Source organism: Lacticaseibacillus sp. 53-4 (assembly GCF_016861805.1).
GTDB lineage: Bacteria > Bacillota > Bacilli > Lactobacillales > Lactobacillaceae > Lacticaseibacillus.
In genome coordinates this window covers 15,367-37,059 of the sequence record NZ_BOLT01000017.1, presented here as the reverse complement: position 1 = coordinate 37,059, position 21,693 = coordinate 15,367, and the positions used below count along the sequence as shown (strand labels likewise).

At 58.7% G+C, this 21,693-nt stretch carries 21 protein-coding genes, 1 pseudogene and 1 riboswitch; of the genes and pseudogenes, 8 read left to right on the top strand and 14 right to left on the bottom strand.

Annotated features, from left to right (window positions below; all coding sequences use genetic code 11):
- The 4 genes from dapB to dapD are packed head-to-tail and all read right to left on the bottom strand — an operon-like array spanning position 1 to position 3,513.
- A complete protein-coding gene (gene dapB / locus JUF21_RS07990) occupies positions 1-747 on the bottom strand; it encodes a 4-hydroxy-tetrahydrodipicolinate reductase (protein ID WP_203623459.1) in 747 nt (248 codons plus the stop codon).
- Positions 744-1,628 (bottom strand): 4-hydroxy-tetrahydrodipicolinate synthase, encoded by an 885-nt coding sequence (gene dapA / locus JUF21_RS07985; RefSeq protein WP_203623460.1) that lies wholly within the window; start codon positions 1,626-1,628, stop codon positions 744-746. The genes dapB and dapA overlap by 4 nt, the downstream gene beginning before the upstream one ends.
- A 1-nt stretch (position 1,629) precedes the next feature.
- Positions 1,630-2,787, bottom strand: coding sequence for an N-acetyldiaminopimelate deacetylase (locus JUF21_RS07980; RefSeq protein WP_203623461.1), 1,158 nt, complete (start codon positions 2,785-2,787; stop codon positions 1,630-1,632).
- 12 nt (positions 2,788-2,799) lie between these two features.
- On the bottom strand, positions 2,800-3,513 hold the full coding sequence (gene dapD / locus JUF21_RS07975) for a 2,3,4,5-tetrahydropyridine-2,6-dicarboxylate N-acetyltransferase (RefSeq protein ID WP_203623462.1): 714 nt from the start codon (positions 3,511-3,513) through the stop codon (positions 2,800-2,802).
- A gap of 72 nt (positions 3,514-3,585) precedes the next feature.
- A riboswitch (Lysine riboswitch) is annotated at positions 3,586-3,760 on the bottom strand.
- A gap of 111 nt (positions 3,761-3,871) precedes the next feature.
- Here dapD and JUF21_RS07970 point away from each other — a divergent pair.
- Entirely contained in the window at positions 3,872-5,248 is a 1,377-nt protein-coding gene (locus JUF21_RS07970) for an aspartate kinase (protein WP_203623463.1), read from the top strand.
- A 58-nt stretch (positions 5,249-5,306) separates the two neighbouring features.
- Here the strand turns inward: JUF21_RS07970 and JUF21_RS07965 are convergent, their stop codons facing one another.
- Both JUF21_RS07965 and JUF21_RS07960 read right to left on the bottom strand, forming a co-directional pair.
- Positions 5,307-6,221 (bottom strand): PTS sugar transporter subunit IIB, encoded by a 915-nt coding sequence (locus JUF21_RS07965; RefSeq protein ID WP_203663896.1) that lies wholly within the window; start codon positions 6,219-6,221, stop codon positions 5,307-5,309.
- A 96-nt stretch (positions 6,222-6,317) separates the two neighbouring features.
- Entirely contained in the window at positions 6,318-7,145 is an 828-nt protein-coding gene (locus JUF21_RS07960; RefSeq protein WP_125756623.1) for a MetQ/NlpA family ABC transporter substrate-binding protein, read from the bottom strand.
- Positions 7,146-7,648: 503 nt separating this feature from the next.
- Here JUF21_RS07960 and JUF21_RS07955 point away from each other — a divergent pair.
- Positions 7,649-8,785, top strand: coding sequence for an ArgE/DapE family deacylase (locus tag JUF21_RS07955; protein ID WP_203623465.1), 1,137 nt, complete (start codon positions 7,649-7,651; stop codon positions 8,783-8,785).
- Between the two features lie 63 nt (positions 8,786-8,848).
- On the opposite strand, the gene JUF21_RS07950 is transcribed toward JUF21_RS07955, so the two are convergent.
- Complete coding sequence (locus JUF21_RS07950; RefSeq protein WP_203623466.1) at positions 8,849-9,418, bottom strand: dTDP-4-dehydrorhamnose 3,5-epimerase family protein; 570 nt, start codon at positions 9,416-9,418, stop codon at positions 8,849-8,851.
- Between the two features lie 39 nt (positions 9,419-9,457).
- On the bottom strand, positions 9,458-10,147 hold the full coding sequence (gene rpiA, locus JUF21_RS07945; RefSeq protein ID WP_203623467.1) for a ribose-5-phosphate isomerase RpiA: 690 nt from the start codon (positions 10,145-10,147) through the stop codon (positions 9,458-9,460).
- Between the two features lie 141 nt (positions 10,148-10,288).
- Here rpiA and anmK point away from each other — a divergent pair.
- Positions 10,289-11,419, top strand: a pseudogene (gene anmK / locus JUF21_RS07940) (anhydro-N-acetylmuramic acid kinase AnmK); the annotation flags it as partial.
- A gap of 108 nt (positions 11,420-11,527) precedes the next feature.
- Here anmK and JUF21_RS07935 read toward each other — a convergent pair.
- From JUF21_RS07935 to JUF21_RS07915, 5 genes are all read right to left on the bottom strand, one after another.
- Positions 11,528-11,794: a diacylglycerol kinase gene (locus JUF21_RS07935; protein WP_203623469.1), complete on the bottom strand. Its 267-nt coding sequence runs from the start codon at positions 11,792-11,794 to the stop codon at positions 11,528-11,530.
- A 19-nt stretch (positions 11,795-11,813) separates the two neighbouring features.
- Complete coding sequence (locus JUF21_RS07930) at positions 11,814-13,145, bottom strand: PTS sugar transporter subunit IIC (protein WP_203623470.1); 1,332 nt, start codon at positions 13,143-13,145, stop codon at positions 11,814-11,816.
- A 161-nt stretch (positions 13,146-13,306) separates the two neighbouring features.
- On the bottom strand, positions 13,307-14,164 hold the full coding sequence (locus JUF21_RS07925) for a MurR/RpiR family transcriptional regulator (RefSeq protein WP_203623471.1): 858 nt from the start codon (positions 14,162-14,164) through the stop codon (positions 13,307-13,309).
- An 87-nt stretch (positions 14,165-14,251) separates the two neighbouring features.
- On the bottom strand, positions 14,252-15,148 hold the full coding sequence (murQ, locus tag JUF21_RS07920; RefSeq protein ID WP_203663894.1) for an N-acetylmuramic acid 6-phosphate etherase: 897 nt from the start codon (positions 15,146-15,148) through the stop codon (positions 14,252-14,254).
- Positions 15,132-15,887, bottom strand: a complete 756-nt coding sequence (locus tag JUF21_RS07915) for an alpha/beta hydrolase family protein (protein ID WP_203623473.1) — start codon at positions 15,885-15,887, stop codon at positions 15,132-15,134. Before JUF21_RS07915 ends, murQ begins: the two co-directional genes overlap by 17 nt.
- A 143-nt stretch (positions 15,888-16,030) precedes the next feature.
- Here JUF21_RS07915 and JUF21_RS07910 point away from each other — a divergent pair, with 143 nt between their 5' ends.
- From JUF21_RS07910 to JUF21_RS07890, 5 genes are all read left to right on the top strand, one after another.
- Positions 16,031-16,930, top strand: a complete 900-nt coding sequence (locus tag JUF21_RS07910; RefSeq protein WP_203623474.1) for an N-acetylglucosamine kinase — start codon at positions 16,031-16,033, stop codon at positions 16,928-16,930.
- Positions 16,931-16,983: 53 nt separating this feature from the next.
- Positions 16,984-18,072, top strand: a complete 1,089-nt coding sequence (locus tag JUF21_RS07905) for a DUF871 domain-containing protein (protein WP_203663886.1) — start codon at positions 16,984-16,986, stop codon at positions 18,070-18,072.
- A 374-nt stretch (positions 18,073-18,446) separates the two neighbouring features.
- Positions 18,447-19,826, top strand: coding sequence for a branched-chain amino acid transport system II carrier protein (gene brnQ, locus JUF21_RS07900; RefSeq protein ID WP_203623476.1), 1,380 nt, complete (start codon positions 18,447-18,449; stop codon positions 19,824-19,826).
- A gap of 182 nt (positions 19,827-20,008) precedes the next feature.
- The gene (locus JUF21_RS11945) at positions 20,009-20,179 is read left to right on the top strand and encodes a YvrJ family protein (protein WP_225350801.1); all 171 of its coding nucleotides are present in this window, start codon (positions 20,009-20,011) and stop codon (positions 20,177-20,179) included.
- Positions 20,172-20,753: a GH25 family lysozyme gene (locus JUF21_RS07890; protein ID WP_203623477.1), complete on the top strand. Its 582-nt coding sequence runs from the start codon at positions 20,172-20,174 to the stop codon at positions 20,751-20,753. Before JUF21_RS11945 ends, JUF21_RS07890 begins: the two co-directional genes overlap by 8 nt.
- 48 nt (positions 20,754-20,801) lie before the next feature.
- Here the strand turns inward: JUF21_RS07890 and JUF21_RS07885 are convergent, their stop codons facing one another.
- Positions 20,802-21,638 carry a metallophosphoesterase gene (locus JUF21_RS07885; RefSeq protein ID WP_203623478.1) on the bottom strand — a complete coding sequence of 279 codons (837 nt, stop codon included), beginning with the start codon at positions 21,636-21,638 and terminating at the stop codon, positions 20,802-20,804.
- Positions 21,639-21,693: the final 55 nt, after the last annotated feature.

Sequence of the window (21,693 nt, the reverse complement as noted above, 5' to 3'; positions counted from 1 at the left end):
TTACAGCAGTGCATCCAGACCCACGGTCAAACCGACCGGCAGCGTCTTGACCTGGCGCGCGGCCAAGGCCACGCCCGCCATGAAGCTCGAGCGGTCAAAAGAGACCTGCTTGATCGACAGGCTTTCCCCTGCGGCCCCGAACACGACTTCCTCCTGGGCCACATAGCCCGGCAGGCGCAGCGCGTGCACTGGCACGTCGTCCAGCCACTCGCCGCGCGCCGGCGCATCTTGGTGCGGGGCAGCCGGCTTTTTGGTCCGAGCGTCGGCAATCAGCTTGGCGGTCGCCTTAGCGGTGCCGGACGGCGCGTCCAGCTTGTCGGAATGGTGCGCCTCAACGACCTCGGCGTCCGGGAAGTACTTGGCAGCCTTGGCGGCAAATTGCATCATCAACACCGCCGAAATGGCAAAGTTCGGCACGATCAACAGGCTTTGCTCGTTGCCCTGGGCAATCGCGCCCAGCGCCTCTTGGTCGCCTTGGCTCAGCCCACTGGTGCCAATCACGGCGTTCATGCCGTGGCTGAGCGCATACTCGGCGTTGGCGCGCGCGGCCTGTGGCAAGGTAAAGTCCACCCAGACGTCGGCTTGAACGGTGATGTCAGCCAGGCTGGTGAAAACCGGAAACGCGGCCTGCTCTTTGGCCTCCGGCGCCAAACCGCCAACGATCGTCAGGTCCTGTTCGCCGGCCATCATGGCTGCGACCTGCCTGCCCATTTTGCCGAAAACGCCGGCTAGAAAGACGGTTGTCATTGCGCGACCTCCAATTCTCCCAGTGAATCTAGGACGACCTGAGTTTCCGTTTCGTTCAGCGGCACCATCGGCAGGCGCAGGCGGTTTTGAATCTCGCCGCGCCGGCCCAGCGCCATTTTCACCGGTGCCGGGGACGGATAGGCAAACAGCGCGTGCATCCGCGGCGTCAGCCAGGCCATCTGCTGATCGGCGGCCGTGATCGCACCGGCGGCCAGTTCGTCGATCACTTGCTGCATCTGGTTGCCGTACAGGTGCGACGCGACGGAAATCACGCCGCGCGCCCCCACTTTCAGCGCGTCTTCGAACTGATCGTCGTCGCCAGTGTACACGGCAAAGTCCTTTGGCAGGTGCTGGACCAGCCAGGCGAGGTCTTCAACCGTCGTGCATTGCTTGACGCCTTGAATGTTCGGGTGCTTGGCCAGCTGCGCAAGCGAAACGTTCGACAGCTGGACCACCGAACGGCCCGGAATGTTGTAAATGATGACGGGTTTGGCACTGGCGTCGGCAATCGCCGTGAAGTGGGCGATCATCCCTGCCTGGCCAGGCTTGTTGTAGTACGGCACCACGGCGAGCACTGCGGTGATGGCGGAAATCGATGAAACCTCCTTGGCAAACGCGACAGACTCACGCGTGGAGTTGGTGCCAATGTTGGCGACCAGCGCCGCGCGGCCTTTGAGAACCTGACCGACGTGCTCGAACAGGCTGACTTTTTCCACGTGCGACAGCGTTGGCGATTCGCCGGTGGTCGCGCCGACCACCAGCCCCGTGGTGTGCTCGGCGAGCAGCCGCTCGATCAATTTGTCGAGCGCCGGGTAGTCAATTTCGTCGTGTTCATTAAACGGCGTAATCAGCGCTGTCAGGATCGGATGATTTTCTAACATATTATGCTTCCTCCATGCGATGCTTTAAAAAGCCAACAAACGCGTCCACGCCCGGTTTCAGGGCCGCCTCGTCGGGGGTGAGCTCAGCCGAATGCAAGCTGTGCGCCGGATCGTTCACGCCCAGCCACACCATGGTGCCGGGAAACTGCTGCAGTAAGAACCCAAAGTCCTCACCGGTCATGGCCGGGGCAATGTCGGCAAAATCAACGGCTGGCGCCTGCTTCATGTAACTGATCAAGTCGGCGGTTTGCGCCGGGGCGTTTTCCACTGGCATGTAGCCGCCTTGGATCAGCTTCAGGTCGGCCTTGACGCCGTATGTGGCAGCGACGCCTTCTGCAATCTGCCGCACGCGGGCTTGCATCATTTCGATGTCGGCTTGGCGAAAGGCGCGAATCGTACCGTCCAGCCGTGCCGATCCGGCGATCACGTTGCCGATGGTGCCGGCGTGGAAGGTGCCCAGGGTGACCACCCCGCCGCGGACCGGATCGACATTGCGCGACACAATGGTTTGCACCTGCATCACGAACGCGGCGGCCGCCACGATGGCGTCATTGGCCTTTTGGGGAAAAGCGGCGTGACCACTTTTGCCAGTGAACGTCAGGTGAATCTCCGTCGTGCCGGCAAACAAGGTGCCCATGCGGGTCGCGATTTGGCCGGCCGGCAGCGCGGGATTGTCGTGCAGCCCGTAAAATTCGTCGGGCCGCCACTGGCCCTTGAAGGCGCCGGCGTCAAACACGCGCTTGCCGCCGTACTCCGCCTCTTCCGCTGGCTGGAAAAAGAACACCAGGTTGTCCTTGGGCTGATGGGTGGCAAAATACGCCAGAATGCCCAGCGCGACCGTCATGTGCACATCGTGGCCGCAGGCGTGCATCACGCCTGGGTGGTTCGAGGCGAACGGCAGGCCCGTTTTTTCCTCGACCGGCAGCGCGTCGATGTCGGTGCGGTAGCCCAGCGTACGGCGCGGCGCCGTGCCAGCCAGGTGCACCAGCAGCGCGGTTGGCACCTCCTCGACGTGCTTGACCGTCAGCCACGAGCAGTCCAGGTGCTGCACAAATTCTTCGATGTACGCCTGAGTTTGGACCTCGTGCAGCGCCAGTTCCGGAATGCGATGCAACGCGCGCCGCACCGCGATCAGTTCGGCTTCAGTTAAAGTGGCCATGAATTTGCCTTCCTATAGTTTGCGCAGCGCATCGATCAGGCCGGTTTCGCCTGCGGTCTTCGCGTCCTTCATCTTGATCACCTTGGCCGGGACGCCGGCGACGACCGCACCCTCCGGCACGTCGTCGATGACAATGGCCCCGGCTGCCACGACCGCCCCTTTGCCGACGTGCACGCCTTCAATCACCACGGCATTGGCACCAACCAGCACGTCATCTTCAATGATCACCGGGGTGGCGCTGGCTGGCTCAACGACGCCGGCCAGGACCGCACCGGCCCCGATGTGGCAGTGTTTGCCAACCGTGGCGCGGCCGCCCAGCACGGCGCCCATGTCGATCATCGACCCGGCCCCAATCTTGGCGCCGATGTTGATAATGGCACCCATCATGATCACGGCGTTGTCGTCGATGGTGACATGCTCGCGGATGATGGCGCCAGGCTCGATCCGTGCGTTGATTTTGCTGATGTCCAGCATTGGCACGCCGGTGTTGCGGCCTGTGGTTTCAACCCGCAGCTGCGAGATAGCGTCGCGGTTTTCAGCCAGCCACGGTGAGAGCTTGGCGGCATCCCCGTATAGCTGGCCGGTTTTAACGTCGAGAAAAGCCTGGACGCCGGCCGGCACCGCCGTGAGCTTTTCAATGTCCCCTGCCAACGTCACGTGCATCGGTGTGGTTTTCGGGGCGCTGGCGATGTAGTCAATAATTTGTTCCGCGTTGAATTCAGCCATGTTTTTTCCTCCTAGAAAATGAAAAAGTCCATCCGGCAACGCTCGCCAGATGGACAGCAAATAGTCCAATTAATTGACGATAGCGCCCCGCATTGCTGCGACAGTCCGCCGGATCTTCTCCAGCGGCCCAACCGCTCACCGTTAACACGCCGGTGAGGATTTCGGCGGTGTTCCCTTTTGCCTGCCTTCAACGCATGTGCTTTGCTCGGGCAGGTTACTGATGGCGACCGCAACCTCTATCTTTTTCGTATGTGATTGACATTAGCTTACGATTAAAATACCTAGCCGTCAACCCTTGACATGGACCGACCCCTTTGGTTATGTTGGAGCCAATTGATTAGAGAACGGGGAGACAAAAATGAAGGTCATCAAATTTGGGGGCTCATCGCTGGCAACTGGGGCGCAGCTGGCTAAGGTCATTAAAATTGTGCAGGCCGACCCAACGCGCCAGGTCGTGGTCGTTTCGGCGCCGGGCAAGCGCGACAAAACCGACGTGAAGGTCACCGACCTGCTGGGCCAGCTGGCCGACCAAGTCCTCGCGGGCAAGGACCCGGCGGCACTGATTGAAACCATTCTGGCACGCTACACTGAGATTCAGCAGCATTTTGGCCTGACCGATGACGTGGTGGCGCGCCTGCGTCAGCACCTGCAGCAGCTCGCTAAGGCGACCTACCCCGGCGTGGACTACCTGCGCTCCGCCTTCATGGCGCAAGGCGAGCACATGAACGCGCAGCTGGTTGCCGCCGTGATGGCGAACCTGGGCATGAGCGCCCGGTTCGTCAGCCCCAAAACGCTTGGCATCACCCTCACCGGCAAGCCCGGCGCCGCCCTGGTGGCAGACGACAGCTATGCCCGCCTCGCGCAGTTCACGCTGCAGCCAGGCGAGGTCATTGTCGTACCCGGCTTTTACGCTTACGACGCGGCCGGCAACGTACTGACCTTCGCGCGCGGCGGCTCGGACATCACTGGCTCGATCCTGGCCAAGGGGCTTTCCGCTGACCTGTACGAAAACTTCACCGACGTCTCCTGGGTGTACGCCGCTGACCCCGGCATCGTTGACCACCCGCGGGCCATCAGCACCCTGACTTACCGGGAAATGCGGGAGCTCGCCTACGCCGGCTTTTCCGTGTTCAATGACGAGGCACTGATTCCCGTGATCGAAGCGGGCATTCGCGTCAACATTAAGAACACCAACGCGCCGAACGACCCGGGCACCATCATCGCGCCGACCAAAAACGTGCAGCACCACCATCACATCACCGGCGTCGCGGCCAAAAAAGGCTTCACCGCCTTGTACCTGCACCACTACCTGATCAACCAGGAAGTCGGCTTCACCCTGAAGCTCCTGCAGATTCTCGCCAAGTACGGTGTCTCGTACGAGCACATGCCATCCGGGATCGACGATTTGACCCTGATCATCGACGAAAATCAGCTGACGCCGCAAATCAAGGACCAGATCGCTGCCGAAGTCCGCGCCCAGATCCACCCCGACGAGCTGGAATGGCTGCCGGACTTTGCCATCGTCATGGTCGTCGGCGAGGGCCTGTACGCGCGGCCGGACCTAGTCGCTCGCATCATGGTCGCGCTGGCCGACGCCGGCATCGAGCCGTCTGTCATCAACCAAGGCGCCTCAAAAATCGGGTTGATGCTGACGGTGCCAACGGCCAAGGCCGCAGCCGCCGTCTCCGCGATTTACGCGCTCAGCTGCAATAAGCAAACCGCCGCGGCCAAGTAACCGGCCGCACGCAAAAACCGGCCAGACTGACGAGAAACGGTGTCAGTCTGGCCGGTTTTTAGTTCGACCAGGTAAAAATGCCCCAGCGCTTAGTCGTCTTCGGCGGCTTGAGCGTCTCAAACCGCTTGACCGCAATGCCGGACGTGGCCTCGGCCCGGGCGTCGACTGCCAGCAGAAAGTCCACCAGCTGCGCCGTGAGTTCGTCCGTGTAACCTGGCGACTGCACCAGTCGGGCATCCAGCCACGCGCTGGGGATCCGGTAATCATCGTACCAGCGCCGCACCCCGTCGGCCGGCTCTTCGTCAAAGCGCAGCACCCCGTCGATCTGGCGCGCGACCTTGGCAATGTCCATCTTCCTGACCTGCGGGCCGAACAGCCAGCGCACCTCAAAGTCTTTTTCCGGCTCAAAATCGTAGAGCCCGGCCAGGGAGTACTTGTCCTGCAGGCTGCGAATGCCCATTTTTTCCAGGCTGGCGGTCGCGGCCTGCCAGCCCTTATCTGTCCGCGAGGCGCCGTACACCAAAATCTCCAGGTCCTTGTCGGCCGCCTTGGTCGCAAACGCCCCGGCGGTCGACCCGCGCATCAGGTCCAGCGTGATCAAGATCCCAGTGAGCATTTCGCCGCCCTTCACCGGATCCATCATGCCAAAAAGCCGACTGGGAATATCCTGCACAATGGTCGGGTAATTGGCCAGGTAACGCTTCAGGTAAGGCGTGCGGAAGCGGACCTGCGGCGCCACCAGCACCGCATCGATGTGGGTGCCGATGTCGTACGCGGTGTCCGGCCGGACCGCGTCCACGCTGCCGTAAGTGAACACTAAGTCCGTGGTCGAAACCCGCTCATCCTGAAGAAAACTGCGAATGTCGTCCATGCGGGCGGTCAGGCTGGGCTCAATCGTGTTGATGCCCTTGACCATCCGGGCGCAAAACAGGCTGGAGGAGCCGCCGCCTGCACAGCAGAATAATAGATTCAAATGGCCGCCTCCCCGTATTCGTTGCCTTCTATTTTATCACATAAAAACAGCGGACCGGCGCAACCAATCCGCTGCTTCAGGCTTTTGGGAACGGTCTTAGAACTTGTAGTTCCAGGCCGGCACTTCGGTACTCTTGTACGTCTTCTTGATCACGTTGGCCACGGCCTTCGTCTGGTAGGCCTTCACGATCTTCTTGTACGTCTTGTTGTTCTTGTCCTGCTTGCGGGCCACGATGATGTTGATCCATGGCTGCGACTTCTTGGTGATCTTCTCGCGGTAAATCGCTTTTTCCGGGTTCAGCTTGGCATCGACGGCAATACCGGAATTGATGACCGATGCGTCAACGTCAGAAAGAGTGCGCGGCAGCTGAGCGGCGTCCAGTGGCTTGACGTTCAGGTCCAGCTTGTTGGTCTTGATGTCGGCCGGGGTTGGCAGCTCGGTGTTCTTGAGCGTGATGAACCCAGCGGTTTCGAGCAGTTCAAGCGCGCGGCCTTCGTTGGTCGGGTCGTTCGGGATCGAGACCGTATCGCCTTTTTTCAGATCCTTCAGGCTGGAGATTTTCTTGGAGTAAACGGCCAGCGGCGCCAGAATGGTCTTGCCGATGCTGACCAAACTGCCCTTGTTGGACTTGTTCCAGTTATCCAGGAAAAACTGGTGCTGGAAGGCGTTCAGGTCGATGTCGCCAGCCTGCAGGGACGAATTTGGCTGGTTGTAATCGCCGAATTCCTTAATCTTCAGGTTGATGTGCGCATTTTCCTTATCCAGCTGCTTTTGCACGGCCGCCCACACGGTCTTATCCGCGCCGACAATGCCGACCGAGACGTTTTGCGTCTTCGGCGCCGCAGAAGCGCTCTTGCCGCATCCGGCCAACAACGTGCCCAACGCAACGGCTGCAACAGCCAAAACCTTAAAACGTAATTTCATGATGATTCCTCCTCGTATTTTCCCTTGTGGGTGAAACGATATTGAATGGGTGATGGTCCCCGTGCTTCTCTAGTCGCTCGTGCAAGCACGAGCGCCGTCGAGTGGCAGGCTGTAAACGGCAAAGCCGTTAACAGCCTGCTCAAAAAAGTCCGCCCACTTCTAACATGGTTAGTTAGAAGTGAGCGGACCCACGGTACCATTCTAATTCGGCTGGCGAACCAGCCCTCAGCAACAGACAAACATCTGTGTGCGAGATAATGGTCGCCGTCCATCACAGCCTTGCTTGCGCTCGGTGTGCCTATTATGTCGAGCCATCTTCGCGCTGCCTCACTACCCCGCTCTCATCAACTCGGGTTTTCTGGTCAGTCCCAGCTGCGCTACTCACTCAACGTCGTTTCAGTAATTTTTAACTTAAGGCCAGAATAGCACAGCAAATTTTAATGTCAACCATTGCATTTTAAAAAGTTTACGCCTATGTTTTGATGCGAAGGAGTGATCACAACATGGACGAAGCAACAGCATTTTTGCAGCAATTAGTACAAATTGATACCAGTACGGCAACAACCAACGAATCACAAGTCGCGCACGTGATTCAACAAAAACTGGCAGCGGCCGGGATCGACAGCAAGCTGATCCCTTACGCCAAAAACCGTGACAACCTGGTCGCCGAATTTGGGACCGGCAAGCCGATTTTTGCCTTCACCGGACACCAGGACGTCGTCAACGTCGGCGACCTCAGCAAGTGGACTTACCCGCCGTTTGAGGCCCACATCGAAGACGGCAAACTGTACGGGCGCGGCGCCTCAGACATGAAGTCCGGGCTGGCCGCCGAGGTGCTGGCGTTCATCGCGCTCAAGCAAAGCGGCTTCGACCACCACGTCCGCCTGATTCTCACCATCGGCGAAGAGTACGGCGCGATGGGTGCCCAGCAGCTGACAGACGCCGGTTACGCCGACGACATTGACGCGTTGCTGGTCGGCGAGCCGACTGCCGGAAAGATTGAGTACGGCCACGCGGGCTCATACAACTACAAGGTCAAGAGCTACGGCAAGTCCGCCCACTCGTCCCTCCCGGCGCTGGGCACCAACGCCATCGTCAAGCTGACCGATTTCATCGTGGCCGAGCGTCACCTGTTTGACGACGTCCCGGTCGATCCGGTCATCGGGCCGCTGGTTCACAGCGTCACTGTGCTGAAGGCCGGCGACCAAGTCAACACCATCCCCGACTACGCGGAACTGGCAGGCAATATCCGGCCGACCCCGAGCTTCATCAACGAGAAAGTCACCGCGCGGCTCAAGGACGCCGTGGCCAAAATCGATGCCAAGGGCGATGGTTCGCTGAAGTTTGAACTGACCCACACCTTCTACCCGGTGCTCACGCCCACCGACAGCAAACTGGTCACCCGCGCCAACGAGGCCATCGAGTCCGTTTCCGGCAGCAAACTGCCGCTAACGGTTTCCCATGGCGCCACCGACGCCTCTGACTTCACCAAGTCCAAGAACAAGTTCGAGACCATCATTTATGGTCCCGGCAACGAGGACAAGATGCTCAGCCACCAGGTCAACGAGTACGTCTCCCTGGACCGCTTCCACACGGTGATCAAGGAGTACGAGGCCATCGCGCGGCACTACTTCGACTAACGCTCGGGCAATCAAAAAGGCGAGGAATCCGCTGATCCCTCGCCTTTTGTGTGGCCGTAAGAATTAATTTTGGCCCAGCAATTCTTTCAGTGTTGGCGCCTTTGAATCCTTTTCCGACAGCTGCTCGCGGTCGGTAGGGTCAATTGCGATTGGCCAGTCCACGCCCAGCGCCGGGTCCAGCGGGGTCAGCGCGGTGCCGGCCATCCCCTTGACCCATTCGTTGTCGAAGAAGTACAGGTACTCGGTGCCATCTTCCAGCGCCTGGAATCCGTTGCAGACCCCTTGAGGCACGAAGACCTGAACGCCCGGCTTAAGCGGCACGGTGGCCACTGCACCCAGCGTCTTGCTGTTTGGCCGCGTGTCCACGTAAACGCCCAGCGCTGACCCGTAAGCCACCGTGACCAGCTTGTCCATCGCCTCACCGTGCAGGCCGCGTACGGCGCCGCGCTTGGAGCGGGTCAAGTTGATCTGCCGCCAGGCGCCAATCGTTTCCGGCAGGATATCGGCATAACTGCTGCCGCGGTATAATTCGCGCACCGTGCCGCGGTCATCTGTCACCATTTTGGCGCTGATGACCTTCAGGCCGTCAATCTTTGAGTCCTTTTGTGCTAAAGGTTCGATCTTGGTTTCCATTTTGCTGCTCCTCATCATTCAATTGGCCCGGCCGCTGACTTACCGGCGGGTCCAGTGTTCTATTTTATCATTCGTGGCAATCAGCACCTCGTCGGTCATGCCCAAAAACAAGCCGTGCTCGACGACGCCGACTGTGCTGTCCAGCATCGCGGCCAGCCCCGCCGGAATTGGCAACGGATCGACGTGCAAATCGATGATGTAGTTGCCGTAGTGCGTCACGTAGCGGCTGCCATCGGCCTTTTGGCGAAACGCGGGCTTTAAGCCTTGCGCGTCAAAGCGGCGAAAGTTCTGCTCACAGGACACCGGCAGGACCTCGACCGGCAGCGGAAAACCGCCAAGCCGGTCGACCACCTTGCTTTGGTCAACGATCCACACGTTGTGCTTGGCGTTGATCGCCACGTTTTTCTCTAGCGTCAGCGCCCCGCCGCCGCCTTTGATGCCGTCGAGGTGATGATCCACCCGATCGGCGCCATCGACGCACAGGTCCACCTGGTCAATATCGGCCAGCTCGCTGACCGTGAAGCCGTTTTGCTCGAGCTGCTGCTTGGAGCGGTTCGACGTCGTGACGATTGCCTTCAGATTCAGCGGTGTCTGCTTGTTGCGCGCGCCCAGCAGATCAATGAAAAACGCCACCGTTGAGCCGGTGCCGACCCCGAGCACGGTGTGCGGCTGCACCATCGCGACCGCCTGGGCGGCCGCTTGCTTCTTCAGTTCATCCTGAGTTGCCATGATTGCCTCCTATCGTGATTAAATGTCCTTACTCAGTGTATCGAGCGGCGCAGGCCTGCGCAAATTTTTTTGACCGCGGATATGAAATAAAATTTCAACGGTGGGCCGAGTGCGCTATCATTAAGGGAAAAGGAGGCAGCTTCTATGTTAGCAGTCGGATTGATGTCAGGGACGTCCCTAGATGGCGTGGACGCCGCGCTAGTCGAGCTCACCGGCACCAGTGAACAAACCAAGGTCAGCTTGAAAGAATTTATCACGGTACCTTTTAGTGCGACAGAAAAAGCACAGATTCAGGCACAGCTGGCCAACGCGACGTCCAGCGTCGAGGGCTTGTGTAGCCTCGACTTTGCGCTGGGCCGCAGCTTTGGCCAGGCGGTGCTGGCAGTTTGCCAAAAGGCTGGGATTTCCAGCGATAATCTTGTCTTTGTCGCCAGCCACGGCCAAACGCTTTACCACCTGCCGGATCCCCCGGAGGGCGAAACGCGTAGCACCATGCAGCTGGGCAACGCAGCGATTATCGCCGAGCTCACCCACACTACTGTGGTGTCGGATTTTCGCGCCCGCGACATGGCCGTGGGTGGCCAAGGTGCACCCATCGTGCCGTACTCCGAGTACGTGCTATATCGCAGCCCTGATCACACCCGCATCTTGCAAAATATCGGCGGCATCGGCAACGCCACCATCATCAAGCAAAACGCCAAGCTCGAAGACCTGTTTGCCTTCGACACCGGTCCGGGCAATATGGTGATCGACGAACTGTGCCGCCACTTTTTCCATGAGGAGTACGATGACGGCGGCAAACACGGCGCGGCGGGCACGGTTAATCAGACCGTGCTGCAGGCACTGCTGAAGCATCCCTACTTCGCCGAACAACCGCCCAAAACGACGGGCCGTGAGGTGTTCGGCAAGCAATACACCGAAGCGCTGCTGGCCAACTATGACTTGAAAGCAGACGACTGGATCGCGACAGCCACCGCGCTGACGGCTCAAACCATTGCCGATGCGATCAAGCCGTTCGCGCCAGCTGGCACGCAGCTCATCGTGGGCGGCGGTGGCAGCTACAACCCGACCCTGCTCGCCATGATAGCCAAAGCCGCCCAGGGCGTTGAGGTCCTGACTCAAGAGCAGCTGGGCTTGCGCTCCGACGCCAAGGAGGCCATTGCCATGACCATTCTTGGCAACCAAACCTTGCACCATCTGCCAAGCAACGTGCCCAGCGCCACCGGAGCCAGCCGGCCCGTGATCTTGGGCAGCATGACTTACTACGATTAAGCTTCCGGCTTCCGGCCTGCCGCAGCACTGCGGTAGGCATTTTTTTGACCGCGCCGCCATGCAAAAAGGCCGCCGACAAGTCGGCGACCTTCGCGTGCTGCTGTATCTTTACATGTGACCCTTCTTCAGGAAGTAACTGTGCTCTTCGGTCATGAAAATCACCGCGAACAAAGCGCAAAAACCGTAAAGGATCGTCGAAGCCACACTGTTCATGTGCGGCCAAATCAGATACGGGATGATCATCACCAGAAACGATGACAATGCCCAAATCCAGCGGTTAATGTTGATATTCCGCGCTTTCAGCCCGGCGATGGCCCACTGACTCAAGGCAAACACAATCAGAAAGCCAGCGAAGACGAGTATCCAGTAAAACATATCAACACCTCAAATTCTTTTAGTCAGTGGCAGCTGCGGCGTCACGCTTAGCCTGGGATTCAGAATCCTGACCGTTGCCATTGATTTCGTCAGAGTACATCTTGTTATCGTAAGCCTTCACGAACGGGAAGTAAATCACGGTCGCAACCACCAGGTTGAACAAGATCAGCACAACCATGCGCCAGTCGTTCCCAGCAGACAGGTAACCACCAATTGGTGCTGGCAGTGTCCAGGCTGGAATCGTGGTGAAGCCGTTGACCAGGCCGAACTTAACGGCGAAGTAGGAAATCGTGGTCAGAACCAGCGGTACTAAGTTGAACGGAATAAACATGTACGGGTTCAGCATCATTGGCGCACCGAAGATCATCGGCTCGTTGATGTTAAAGATCGCAGGCACGATGGAGAACCGACCAACTTCCTTCAAGAACTTCGACTTGCAGATCGTCAGGAACATCATCGCGACGACCAAAGTTGCGCCGGCACCACCGATGGTAACCGTCCACTGATAGAACTGTTCAGGGGCAATGTATGGCAGCTTGGTTGCAGCTGTGCCCTTCGCAAGGGCATCGGCGTTGGCGTTCAGCATGATCAGCCACATTGGCCGAACCACGGAACCGACGATCGACATCCCGTGAATCCCGAAGCTCCACAGCAGGTGGATCAGGAACATTGGCAGCAGCGCGCCCAGCAGGTTGTTGCCCAAAATGTTGGTCAGCGGCTGGAACAGCATCAGCAGTGCGGCGTTTACGTCGAAGCCCAGGACATCCCGGATCAACCACACAAACGTGAGAATCACAGCGCCAGGAATCAGCGCTTCAAACGAACGGGCAACGGCCGGTGGCACTTGCTCCGGCATTTTGATCGTGACGTTGTGCGTCTTGAAGAACCGGTAAGTCTCAACCGCAAAGATCATGGCCAAGATGCCACCGAACATCCCGGATGCACCCAGGTTGGCCATTGGAATCACGAAGCCAAGCGGCTTTGCCTTCGGGGTCAAGACGTTGATCGGCTGCTGCAACATGAAGAATGCACCCAGCGACAAGATCCCGCCGGTCACGCCATCCAAGTTGTAGGACTTCGCCAAGTCCTGCCCCATGACAAACGTTGCGTAAATCGCCATCAGACCCATGGTCATCCGGTAAGGAATCACGATGGTCGCCGAGTACGGTGCCAACGCATCAGCCCACGCCTTAATTGGCAGGTTGATGAAGACCATGAAGAAGGTCCCAATTAAAACCAGAGACAGCGAGGAAACAACCCCGTTACGAATGGCAAGCAGATGGCGCTGAGTCCCGATCTTCGCCATTGGTGGGACGAGTTTTTGCTCGACCCACTTCATCATCTTATCCAAACTACTCACTCCTAACCTAATTTGAGAATAATTGCTGCTAGGTGATTTTTGAAATCGCCTTCACCATGAAGTGTACCAGCCTGAAATTATATTTCAACCAGTTTGGCTAAAAAATCTGAAATTCTGTCATTTCATTTTATAGCCGGAATTGGTATATTCCATTAAAGCAGACGCTTCTTGTAATCGCGAATGACCTGGTGCGAATCCGCCAGAGCCTTCGAGGTTTGCTTGAAGTTGCAACTGACAAAGTCATAAAAAATGATGTCAACAATCATAAATTGCGCCAGCAGTGAGTTGGTCGCCGCAATGCGGTTTGCCGCCTCCTTAGGCTGCGAGGTGTGAACCGCGATGTCCGACTGTTTGGCCAGACTATTATTGCCAAAGCGCGTCAGCGAGATCAGCTTGACGCCGATTTTCTTGGCAAACTGTGCAGCCACTAGCACCTCAGGCGTCTCGCCCGAGTTGGAGATCAGCCACAGCACATCCCCCGGCCGGGCGTTGACCAGTTTGGGCAGCAGCGAGTTGAGGTCATTGTCGGCAACCGCCGGCGTACCGATGCGATTCCACTTCTGGCAAATGTTTTCTGCCGTCAAATTCGACGCGCCGATGCCGAACACAAACAGCTGCTTGGCCTTGCTCACCGCCTTGACCAGCGCCGTCACCTCATCTTGGTTGACCTGGTCCGTGGTTTCCCGGATCGATTGCAAGGCGCTGGACAGCAGCTTGCTTTTGATCGAAGGCAGGGGCTCATTGGGCGTGATGTCCGCAAAATTCTGCGGGTCATCCGGCGTCTTGGTGAGATCTGACGACAGCAGGATCTTCAGCGTGGTGAAGCCGTCAATGTCCAGACTCTTAGTCAGTCTGATCACCGAGGCGGGACTGGAGCCCGCCGCCTTGGCCAAGCTAGCCGCAGTCATGCCAATCACCTGCTCTGGGTGGGCTAGGATGAATTTCGCCACCTTATCCTCCGCCTCGGATAATTCTGCCCGGGCATTCAGGATCCGTCCCCGTACTGACATTGGTATACCTCCTTTGTAAACAAGAATAAGTGCCCACCAATAACGTGACAAGCGATTTTGTTAGTTTTCCTGACAATTCATGAAAAACTATTTCAGAATTTTCAGCGCCTTGGCGATGAAGCCGTCGCTTTGCTGCAGTGCGGCCTTAGCCTGGGCCAGATCCGTGTCGCCGTCAATCATGACGATGGCGACCTTAGGCTCGTGCTCCGCGGCTTCGTAGTACTTCTCAGCCGTTGCATAATCCACCCCGGTGGCCGCCATGATGATGCGCTTGGCCCGGTCGACCAACTTGATGTTCGTCGGCTTCACATCGACCATTAAGTTGCCGTACACCTTGCCCAGCTTGATCATGGCGGTGGTGGAAATCATGTTCAGCAGCAGCTTTTCCACGGTTCCCGCCTTCATGCGCGTCGAGCCAGTCACGACCTCCGGCCCAACCACGGCTTCGATCACCAAATCGGCGTGCGCCGAAATGGCTGCGCCTCGATTGCAGGAGAGAGCGCCAGTACCGGCGCCGACGCTTTTGGCGTAGTCGAGCCCACCAATCACATACGGCGTACGTCCGGAAGCCGCCAGGCCAAGCACAAAATCTTTGGCGCTTAAAGCATGCGCCTTGAGGTCAGCCGCGCCGCCTTCCTGGCTGTCTTCGGCGCCCTCGACGGCCTCGGTCATCGCGCTTTGGCCGCCGGCAATCAGGCCCTGCACCATTTCCGGGGAGACGCCAAAAGTCGGCACACACTCGGCCGCGTCCAGTACGCCCAGCCGGCCACTGGTGCCGGCGCCAATGTAGAAAAGCCGCCCGCCTTCGCGAAAGCTGGCGACGACTTGGTCCACGATGTGCGTCAGCGGCGTCATGACTTCAGGGGCCGCAATGACTGCTGGCACTTGCTGGTCCTGCTGGTTGATCGTTTTCAAAATCTCTGCCGTGCTCATCACGTCAATGTGAGTCGTCGCGGGATTACGTGCCTCAGTTGTGTTTTCCATTGTTATGCTCCTTACTTGAATCAAATAACCATGTCCAGGCTTGCGCTAACGCCTGATTCCAGAAGAACCAGTCATGCTCGCCCGGACCGGTTTGATACGTGACCCCAAGTCCAAGGTCGTGGGTCAAAAAATCGTTGAAGGCATCGTTGGCCTGCTTCATAAAATCGCTGTCGCCGATGGTGTGATACCACCGCATCCGCTGAAGTGCGGCCTGGTCTGCTTGCTTCAATGCGCGCCGCAGCTGGTCAGCCGGCACCTTTTCGCCAAACACGCGGCGGTAGTCGGGCATGATGCTTGGCACGACGCCCAGGTCGACCACCGGTGAGATAGCCACCACCGCACTGAACCAGTCCGGGTGAGCCGCCGCCAGCATCATCGCCCCAAAACCGCCCATGGAATTGCCGGCGACAATGTTGTTGTCAGGGCTGGCATCCAGCGGCAAAAGCTTTCGCATGGTTGGTATCAGCTCCTGGGTGAGATAATCATAGTATGGCGCACCGGTCACCTCATTTTGATAGAAGCTGCGATCCATTTCCGGCATCACCACCGCCACGTTATCGCGCACCGCCAGCGGTTCAATGGCCGTTTTGCGCTGCCATCCGGAGCCGTCGTCGCCCAAGCCATGGAATAGCCACACCGTGCGCAGCGGTCGGTCCGGCAGCTGGTCTGGCAGTACCACGGTTGTCCGCATCTGGTTTTGCAGCCGCTGCGACGCCCGGGTTAATGTAATCAAGGCCATTTTGACCAAGTCCTTTCTTCTTTACTCGTTCTCTTTATAAAACAAAAAACCATATAATTCAATAAAACCTTGAAAAAATATTTCACGTTGCTAATATGTAAGGGTAATCAAGCCAGGACAACTCAACACAGGGAGGCAGCACCATGACGTATCAAATCGGCATCGATAGCGGCGGCACCCATATTGTCGCCACTGCCTGGGATAACAGCGGCAAGCAGCTGGCGCAAACCACCGCCGGCCCGGGCAACATCCTGATCGACGGGCCAGGGACAATGCGCAACCTGCATCGCGTGATTGAGAAGCTGACCGCAGAGCTGGATGGTCAGGCTTGCACCCAGATCCTAGCTGGCATCGCCGGAAGTGCGACAACAGGCAACGGTGACAGCGTGGCCGCTCAGCTTCAAAAGGACTTCAGCATCCCCACCGCGGTGGTCAACGACGCGGAGCTGGCGCTGCTGAACGGACTGGAAGGGGCGGACGGCACACTGGTCATCGCCGGCACCGGCTCCATCACGTACGGCCGGCAAAACGGTCAGTTTTTGCGCGTCGGCGGCTGGGGTCAGCTGCTCGGCGATACCGGGTCTGCTTACCAGATTTTCGCGTTGGCCATGAAAAAGGCGCTCGCCGCTCATGACCGCGGCGAGGCCAGCCCGCTCATCACCTTGTGTCAGTCGCTCCTTGAAGCAAACTCGATGCCAGCCGCCGTGCGCCGCTTCTACCAGTTGGACCGCGCCCACCTCGCCGCGTTTGCCGCTAAGATTGCTGTTGCGGCCGATGACGGAGACGAAGCGGCTCAGGCCGTGATCACCGAATCGGCGCAGGCACTGGCCCAGGAAGTCTTGGTTTTGCTAGACCGCTACGATCAGCCGACGCCGCTTAAACTGGCGCTTTCCGGATCGGTACTGGTCCATAACCAAAGTTTCCGCGGCACCCTGGTCGCGGCCATCCGCGAGCGCTACCCAGTCGAGGCCCAGGTGGTCTCCACCAACAACTCGCGCGGTGTGCTGTTCTGGCACCGGTGGCAGGAACCAAAAGAATCGTAGGCGCGCTTTTTCGTTCAACGCAGCGCAGCCGTGTAATTAGGAGGAATGAATCAATGACAATGCGTCAACTTGGCCTTTCGATTTACCCGGATCACAGTGATTTCGAGAAGAATAAGGCCTATCTGGAACTTGGTAAGAAGTACGGGTTCACCCGCCTGTTCATGAGCATGCTCGAAGCTGGTAATTCGGTTGAGGAAACCCAGGCGAAGTATCAAACAATCGTCGGCGTGGCCAAGCAGCTCGGCTACCAAACCATCATCGATGTGTCTCCGCGCATTTTCGACCAGCTGGGGATCTCGTACTCGGACCTCAAGTTCTTCGCGGACCTGCACGTCGACGGCATTCGGCTCGACCAGGGCTTTGACGGGGCCACGGAAGCCCTGCTTTCGTACAACCCGTATGGCCTGATCATCGAGCTGAACATGTCCAACAACGTGGATTACCTCAACAACATCATTAGCTACCAGGCGAACACGCCTTACCTGTACGGCTGCCACAACCTCTACCCACAAGTTGGCACCGCGCTGCCTTACGATTTCTTTGAGGCCTGTTCCCAGCGGTTCCGGAAGTTCAACATTCACAGCGCCGCGTTCGTCGCCAGTCAAGTCGGCAACATGGGCCCGTGGAACGTCAACGACGGCCTGCCGACTCTTGAAGCCGACCGGCGCCTGCCGATTGAAGTTCAGGCCAAGCACCTGTGGGCCTCGGGGCTGATCGATGACGTGCTGATCGGCAACGCGTACGCCAGCGAGGACGAGCTGAAGCGGCTCAGCGAGATCAACCGCTACCAGGTGCAGTTCCACATCGATTTCGTCAAGGACGTCAATGACATTGAAAAAACGGTCGCTCTGACGCCGCAACATTTCCGCCGTGGCGACATCAACCCCAACGTGATCCGCTCGACTCAGCCGCGTGTCACCTACAAGGCCGTGCCGAACGCCCCACACGATAATGAGCAGGAATTCCAGCGCGGCGACGTGCTGGTCGGCAACGACGGCTTCGGCATCTACAAGAACGAGCTGCAGATTGTCCTCCAGCCGCACAAGGAGCCGCGCAAAAATAAAATCGGCAGCATTGCCCCGGAAGAGCTGATGCTGCTGGACTTCATCAAACCATGGAGTAAGTTCAAGTTCATCGGCTGATCACTTTTTGAAGAAAAACGCTTGACGGGTCATCAATCTAACCGTATACTCATTTTCAACAAATCAAATTGCCATGAGAAAGACCAGTAATCGATCATCCCCATTCAGCGAGCTTCGTTAGGTGCAAGGAAGCATGGGCCCGGTCGGTGAATATCCCTTTCGAGCAGGGCCCCGAACCAAGAGTAACGGGTCATGGCTGCCACCCATTACAGTGGCCGTGTATCGCCTGCGGGCCGTACATGTCGAGGCGAAGCTGGCGACAGTTTCGCGTACTCAAGGTGGTAACGTGCACAAGCACCCTTGATCTCCAGGTGGAGATCGGGGTGCTTTTTCTTTTTCTCATGGCAAGCGCATTAGCGCAGGAGGAATGTTTGATGGACTCATTGACGGAACCAAAACTGAAAACGCGCGACTATGTGGTGGTCGCTTCAATGCTGTTCGGCCTGTTCTTCGGCGCCGGCAACCTGATCTTCCCGCTGCACCTTGGCCAGCTCGCCGGGGCCAACTGGCTGCCGGCCGCACTGGGCTTTCTGGTGACCGCGGTAGTCCTGCCGCTGCTGTCGGTGCTCGCCATTTCCGCCACGCACGCCAAGGGGGTCTATGACGTCGGCCGACCGCTGGGCAAGTGGTTCGCCCTAGCCTTCATGATCCTGATCCACGCCACCATCGGCCCGCTGTTCGGCACGCCACGCACGGCAACGGTCGCCTTCACCACCGGGGTCGCGCCGATGCTGCCAAAAGCCGCGGCGCAAGGCGGCCTGCTGGTCTTCTCCGCGCTGTTTTTCCTGGCGGCGTTCCTGCTGTCGTACAAGGAAAATAAAATCACTAGCGCGGTTGGCAAGGTGCTGAACCCGACCTTCCTGGTGCTACTGTTCGTGCTGTTTTTCGCCGGTTACCTGAACCGCATGGGCAGCGTCGGGGCCGCCGCCGTGACGGCTGATTACAAGTCTGCCGGCTTTCTGAACGGCTTCTTGCAGGGCTATAACACGATGGACGCGCTGGCCGGCCTGGCCTTCGGGGTCACGGTCGTCACCGCGGTGCGCGGCCTCGGCCTGAAAAAAGACGGCGAGGTCGCCAAGTTCACCGCCAAGGCCGGCGTGCTTGCCACTGCCGCCATCGGCCTCGTGTACCTCCTGCTGATCGGGCTGGGCGCCATGTCCGTCAACCGCTTCGCCGTCAGCTCCGAAGGCGGCACCGCGTTCAACCAAATTGTCACCTATTACTTCGGCGCCAGCGGCCACGCGCTGCTGGCCGCGATGCTGACCTTGACCTGCCTGACCACTGCGGTCGGCCTGGTTGCGGCGTTCGCGCAGGACTTCCACAAGCATTTTCCCAAGGTCAGCTACCGCGCCTGGCTGGCGATGATGAGCTTTGCGTCGTTCCTGACCGCGAACTTCGGCCTGGACACCATCATCCAGTGGTCGACGCCAATGCTGATGTTCCTGTACCCGCTGGCGATGGTGCTGATCGGCCTGTCCGTTGCCTCGCACCTGTTCCACCGCGACCCGGTCGTCTACGGCTTCGTCGTTGCCTTCACCGTTGTGCCCGCGCTGTTTGACATGGTCGCCTCGTTCCCGGCCGTCGTTTCGAAAAGTGCGTTCGGGCTGGCGGTCACCCACCTGCGCGATGCCTACCTGCCGTTTGCCAGTCTCGGCCTGGGCTGGGTCGCACCGGCGTTGGTCGGCCTGGCGATTGGTCTGACGATCCACTTCGTCCGCCAGCACCAGACTGCGGCGGCCTCCGAGCTGGACTAGCCGCCCCGCCCAAGTGTCGCCAGCAGCCCTAGCTTGCCGCTTTGAAGTTTTTCCCAAAAGCCGAAGCGGCAGCCTTGTGCAAAAAGGTTTATGTCAATTACGTAAATGCCGGCCCAAACGGTTGGCATTTTTTTACGAACGTGAGATACTAACTTTAAGTCAGCGCCACCCAAGGAGAAAATATGGATGCACAACTCACCAATTACCTCATCAATCAGGCCAGCGGCGTGGTGATTGCGTACCTGCTGATCACCCGTGTGGAGCATCGCCTCGACGTGCTGATTGAAGAGGTCACCAAGCTGACCAAGGAAATCGCCGCCGTCGGGAAGTTGGGAAGTGAACTCAATGGCTGAACTAGTCGCTGATGTCTCCTCCTGGAACCCGGACACCGCCGTCTTCTTCCAGACCCTGAAAAAAGTCGGGACCAAGGCCGTGATCGTCAAGCTGTCTGAAGGGACCAGCTACCGCAACCCGAAGGCGCCGGCCCAGATCAAAAACGCCTGGGCCGCGGGCATGCATGTTCACGGCTACCACTACGCCAAGTTCCAAACCGTCGACCAGGCCAAGGCCGAGGCGCGCTACTTCGCCGCCACGGCTAAGCTGCGCGGCCTCAACCACACCAGCGTAATGGCGCTGGATCTGGAGGACGCGAGTATCAAAGGCGATACGACTGCGCGCGTGGCCGCGTTCATCACCACGCTGAAGCAGGCCGGCTACTCGAAAGTCGACCTGTACACCAGTGCCAGCTGGATCTGGTACAAGCGCGTGAACCTGGCGCAGCTGGTGAAGCTGAACCTCTGGATCGCCCGCTACCAGGCCAACCAGCCCGGCGTGAACAACGTGGGCACCTGGCAGTTCACGTCCGACTTTCACGGCCTGAAAGTCGACATGAGCTACGATTTCTTTGGTTATTACAGCAAGGTTTAGACACTGCAGCGCCCGTCATCCCTAAGCGATGGCGGGCGCTGTTTGCGATTATTTATGGAAAAACTTGGCGACCTGTTCAACGTACCCGTGCTCGGCGTTGACCCGGCGCAGCAGCGGCAGGTCGTGCGTTGACGTCTCGCCAGTTTCGCGCAGGTGCCGGTACAGATCAGGGTATGGCACGTTTTGCTGAATCGCGCGCTGAATCTCCTTTTGAATGTCGTATTCGACCTTACGGAACTCAACGTCCACGCGGCCGAGGCGGTCGACGTGCAGCAGCGCGTAATGCGCCCGCTGGTCGGCGAAAAACTTGTGCCACGGCGAGTATGGCTGGCCGACCGCACCGGGATTGACCACGAGCTGGCCTGCAGAGGTCGGCCGCATCAGCTGCTGGTGCGTGTGCCCGTACACGGCGAGGTCCTGGTCTGCAGTCAGGAACTGGTCAAAATGGTCCTGCGGCTGCGTCGGGTAAAGGTCGCGGCCGCCGGGACGCGTGCGCTGATTGTGCGCCACGCCGATTTTCAGGCCGTTGACTGTGCGCTCGCCGGCGATTGGATGCACCTGCAGCGCCTGCCATTGGGCGGCGCTGACATGCTCGCACGCGTATTCGACCAGGCGCGCCACGTAAACATCCCCCGGATTGTCCAGATGGAACCGGCCCGCCATGATTGCATACATGTCCAGCTCCCAGTTGCCATTCAGCCACACATCGGGATGAACTGTTTCCAACAACTTGATCAGCGCCACGTCGGCGGGTCCGGGCAGAAACAAATCGCCCAGGAACCAGTACCGCGTGGCGACGTGCTTTTTCGCGTCGGCCAGCACCGCCTCAAGCGCCGTCTGGTTACCGTGCACATCAGCCATTACCGCAATCGTTTCGTCTTGCATTGCCCCCGCCTCCTTGAGGTAATCATACGAAATGGCGCACCGCTGTCAAGCGGCC

Bases quoted from the DNA above. Each gene is read 5' to 3' on its own strand.
- murQ (WP_203663894.1), bottom strand. From the start codon at position 15,148: ATGGAAAACACAACTGAGGCACGTAATCCCGCGACGACTCACATTGAC.
- JUF21_RS07955 (WP_203623465.1), top strand. From the start codon at position 7,649: ATGGACGAAGCAACAGCATTTTTGCAGCAATTAGTACAAATTGATACC.
- dapA (WP_203623460.1), bottom strand. From the start codon at position 1,628: ATGTTAGAAAATCATCCGATCCTGACAGCGCTGATTACGCCGTTTAAT.
- JUF21_RS07950 (WP_203623466.1), bottom strand. From the start codon at position 9,418: ATGGAAACCAAGATCGAACCTTTAGCACAAAAGGACTCAAAGATTGAC.
- dapB (WP_203623459.1), bottom strand. From the start codon at position 747: ATGACAACCGTCTTTCTAGCCGGCGTTTTCGGCAAAATGGGCAGGCAG.
- JUF21_RS07915 (WP_203623473.1), bottom strand. From the start codon at position 15,887: ATGGCCTTGATTACATTAACCCGGGCGTCGCAGCGGCTGCAAAACCAG.
- JUF21_RS07925 (WP_203623471.1), bottom strand. From the start codon at position 14,164: ATGTCAGTACGGGGACGGATCCTGAATGCCCGGGCAGAATTATCCGAG.
- JUF21_RS07935 (WP_203623469.1), bottom strand. From the start codon at position 11,794: ATGTTTTACTGGATACTCGTCTTCGCTGGCTTTCTGATTGTGTTTGCC.
- dapD (WP_203623462.1), bottom strand. From the start codon at position 3,513: ATGGCTGAATTCAACGCGGAACAAATTATTGACTACATCGCCAGCGCC.
- rpiA (WP_203623467.1), bottom strand. From the start codon at position 10,147: ATGGCAACTCAGGATGAACTGAAGAAGCAAGCGGCCGCCCAGGCGGTC.
- JUF21_RS07890 (WP_203623477.1), top strand. From the start codon at position 20,172: ATGGCTGAACTAGTCGCTGATGTCTCCTCCTGGAACCCGGACACCGCC.
- brnQ (WP_203623476.1), top strand. From the start codon at position 18,447: ATGGACTCATTGACGGAACCAAAACTGAAAACGCGCGACTATGTGGTG.
- JUF21_RS07970 (WP_203623463.1), top strand. From the start codon at position 3,872: ATGAAGGTCATCAAATTTGGGGGCTCATCGCTGGCAACTGGGGCGCAG.
- JUF21_RS07905 (WP_203663886.1), top strand. From the start codon at position 16,984: ATGACAATGCGTCAACTTGGCCTTTCGATTTACCCGGATCACAGTGAT.
- JUF21_RS07910 (WP_203623474.1), top strand. From the start codon at position 16,031: ATGACGTATCAAATCGGCATCGATAGCGGCGGCACCCATATTGTCGCC.
- JUF21_RS11945 (WP_225350801.1), top strand. From the start codon at position 20,009: ATGGATGCACAACTCACCAATTACCTCATCAATCAGGCCAGCGGCGTG.
- JUF21_RS07885 (WP_203623478.1), bottom strand. From the start codon at position 21,638: ATGCAAGACGAAACGATTGCGGTAATGGCTGATGTGCACGGTAACCAG.
- JUF21_RS07960 (WP_125756623.1), bottom strand. From the start codon at position 7,145: ATGAAATTACGTTTTAAGGTTTTGGCTGTTGCAGCCGTTGCGTTGGGC.
- JUF21_RS07980 (WP_203623461.1), bottom strand. From the start codon at position 2,787: ATGGCCACTTTAACTGAAGCCGAACTGATCGCGGTGCGGCGCGCGTTG.